Raw genomic sequence first — 2,410 nt, 5'->3', positions numbered from 1 at the left:
GTACCCGTTCCCACGCCTCGTCGCTTATATCGTTCCGGTGAATGCCTTCTTTTCTTTTCATGCTCCTTTTTTACCTCTTTCCCTTTATCCAGTCCACACTACCTAGGGTCGATCTCCTGTAAGGGCGGGTGTCGGTCGGCGTCGTAGAGCCGCAAAAACAACCCCCCGCTCCGCCTAACAAATTTTTGCGTGACAAAACCCTGCCATAATTTTCGTGAATAAAAATTCCCGCTCCTTGGGACGGAGATTTTATCCAAAGAAGAGCGACGGTGTTCCCGTCAACTGCACGGAGGAAAATGTTTTATATTTCTGTTGTATTTCTTGTAATGCTTGTGTAAACAGCAGTATACTCAGATTGTGCGACAGATGAAACTTGTTTTGACAAGCAAGATGCTTCAGTGCAAGTATTTTTTGGATATCTGGGCGATTCACTTTCAGTACCATTATTAAAATGTCTGTTCTTGCTCGCGTTGACCGGAAAGGGCAGAAGGGCGGGGGAAACGCCCCTGCTATAGGGCACTTTTCCGAAGGCTGCCCAGCCGTGCGCGAAGCCGGATATTCGCTCTGGTGTGGATTTGGGAAATACGGGATTCGCTCACGTTCAGCACCCGTCCGATTTCCTTGAACGTCAAATCTTCATGATAATACAACACGAGCACTATCCGCTCTTTTTCGGGAAGCTCGCTTATCGCGCGTGCGATAAGCTGCCGCAGCTCTTCCCGCTCGACGATGGTATCGGGATTCAGGCTTGCGGGAGACTCAATGCTATCCTCTATTGAAATGCGTTCTGAGTCGTCGCTCGAAACCCGCATATCGCTTAGGGAAAACACAGCCGTACCGAAAACCTTCAGAGTGATTTTATGAAACCCGTCTGCGCTGACGTTCATCGCCGCGGCGATTTCGGCGTCGGTCGCCGCTCGCCCCAGTTTTGATTCCAAACGCCCGACGGTGTCTTCCAATTCGCGCGTTTTTTGACGCACGGAGCGCGGTATCCAGTCCAGCAAGCGCAATTCGTCGAAAATTGCGCCTTTAATCCGCGCTACCGCATATGTTTTGAATTTTACTTTTTTTCTGGGGTCAAATTTTTCTACCGCGTCCATAAGCCCAAACTGCCCGAAACTGACCAAATCGTCGAATTCAACGTTTTCCGGCATTCCTATGGAAACTTTGCCCGCGACATATTTCACTAGCGGTATATATTGCCGGATAAACATATTTCGCAGATTCTGGTCGCGAGTCTTTTTGTATGTTATCCATAATTCGTCTTCTGTCTTTTGCTCAAGAAATGAGTCGATCATTATTCCCGCATCTTCTCTCTGAATAGAGCCTTTGCCGATACAAACGGAACGCCGTTTTTATTACTCGCCAGTTATCTGCGTCAGGGTACGGGAAGTTACAGAGCAGGTCAAGCGGATACTGCATTCCGTATAAACCTTGCTGTGCCATATCATTGGGATAAACAGTCACAATGCCGGTATTTTTGCCGCAGTGTTTGACAAGAGACATAGTTACAGCGCGTAATCTCATTTAGAAAATACGACCAATCCTAGGTAGTGTGGATTGGAAGGTAGAGGAACAAACATCTGGCATGAATGGCGGCGATGAAGGAAGAGGCAAGCTTTGCGCAGCGTACACCGATTCCGCCGCCGGCGCTTGAGGGCGCAGAAGACGTTTTCAATAACGTGCCGTGCCTGATACAGTTCATGACTGTACGCTCTCTGCTCTTTCCGGCTTTTAACCGGAGGGCTGCTATATCATCCTTTAAGCATGCCGAGCAGTTCGTTCGTGTCATACGCCTTGTCCGCAAGAAACGCTTCCGCCTCCAAATCCTCCATAAGGAGAGAAGCTTGACTGCAGTCCGCGACAGTGCCGCTTGTCACAGCGCCTTCTGCCGGTATTCCGTACTCGTCAACTGCCAAGTGTAATTTGGCTGTTCAGCCCCTTTTGTGCGGCTAATGTCCTGAATGCCGTCACGCGCCCCGCATACGTCCGCGTGCGCCTTGATATACATCGAATCTATCATAAAGATATCCCCGGCAGGCTCGCCTATTGCGGCGTCCGCCGGCGTTTTCCATATTCCCTATCCTGCCAACGGCAAAACCGCTTATGCATGCTGTTCCGGTTCCCGAATTCTAGCGGCATGTCTCTCCGCGGAGCGCCCGTGCGCGTCTGCCGCGCTGATAAACAAACGATTATCTTTCGCCGCTCCCCGTGCTTCCCTACCCGTCCGGGCAGCAGGTCTTTTATCCGTTCCTGCGCTCCGTCGCTTATATCGTGCCAGTGAATGCCTTCATTTTCTTTCACGCTTCTCATTTTACCTCTTTCCCTTTCTTTAGTCCACACCGCCTACTACTACTCGTAGTGCGAAGCATACACTAGAAGTAGAAGCTAACCCCTGCAAAGGCGGTAA

General features: G+C 50.1%; 5 protein-coding genes. All 5 read right to left on the bottom strand.

Going from position 1 to position 2,410, the window contains the following annotated elements:
• Positions 1 to 509: 509 nt before the first annotated feature.
• The 5 genes from whiG to AWU74_RS04995 all read right to left on the bottom strand — a co-directional run bounded on the left by whiG (position 510) and on the right by AWU74_RS04995 (position 2,304).
• Positions 510 to 1,298: an RNA polymerase sigma factor WhiG gene (whiG, locus tag AWU74_RS05000; RefSeq protein WP_062328246.1), complete on the bottom strand. Its 789-nt coding sequence runs from the start codon at positions 1,296 to 1,298 to the stop codon at positions 510 to 512.
• 248 nt (positions 1,299 to 1,546) lie between these two features.
• A complete protein-coding gene (locus AWU74_RS13205) occupies positions 1,547 to 1,678 on the bottom strand; it encodes a hypothetical protein (RefSeq protein WP_306701000.1) in 132 nt (43 codons plus the stop codon).
• Between the two features lie 76 nt (positions 1,679 to 1,754).
• The gene (locus AWU74_RS11620; protein ID WP_187150853.1) at positions 1,755 to 1,919 is read right to left on the bottom strand and encodes a hypothetical protein; all 165 of its coding nucleotides are present in this window, start codon (positions 1,917 to 1,919) and stop codon (positions 1,755 to 1,757) included.
• Complete coding sequence (locus tag AWU74_RS11615) at positions 1,877 to 2,023, bottom strand: hypothetical protein (protein ID WP_187150852.1); 147 nt, start codon at positions 2,021 to 2,023, stop codon at positions 1,877 to 1,879. Before AWU74_RS11615 ends, AWU74_RS11620 begins: the two co-directional genes overlap by 43 nt.
• Positions 2,024 to 2,046: 23 nt before the next feature.
• Complete coding sequence (locus AWU74_RS04995) at positions 2,047 to 2,304, bottom strand: transposase (protein ID WP_187150851.1); 258 nt, start codon at positions 2,302 to 2,304, stop codon at positions 2,047 to 2,049.
• Positions 2,305 to 2,410: the final 106 nt, after the last annotated feature.

The organism is Treponema endosymbiont of Eucomonympha sp. (genome assembly GCF_001028545.1).
Note: the sequence above shows the minus strand (reverse complement) of the source record. Positions and strands in the feature narration are given on the sequence as shown.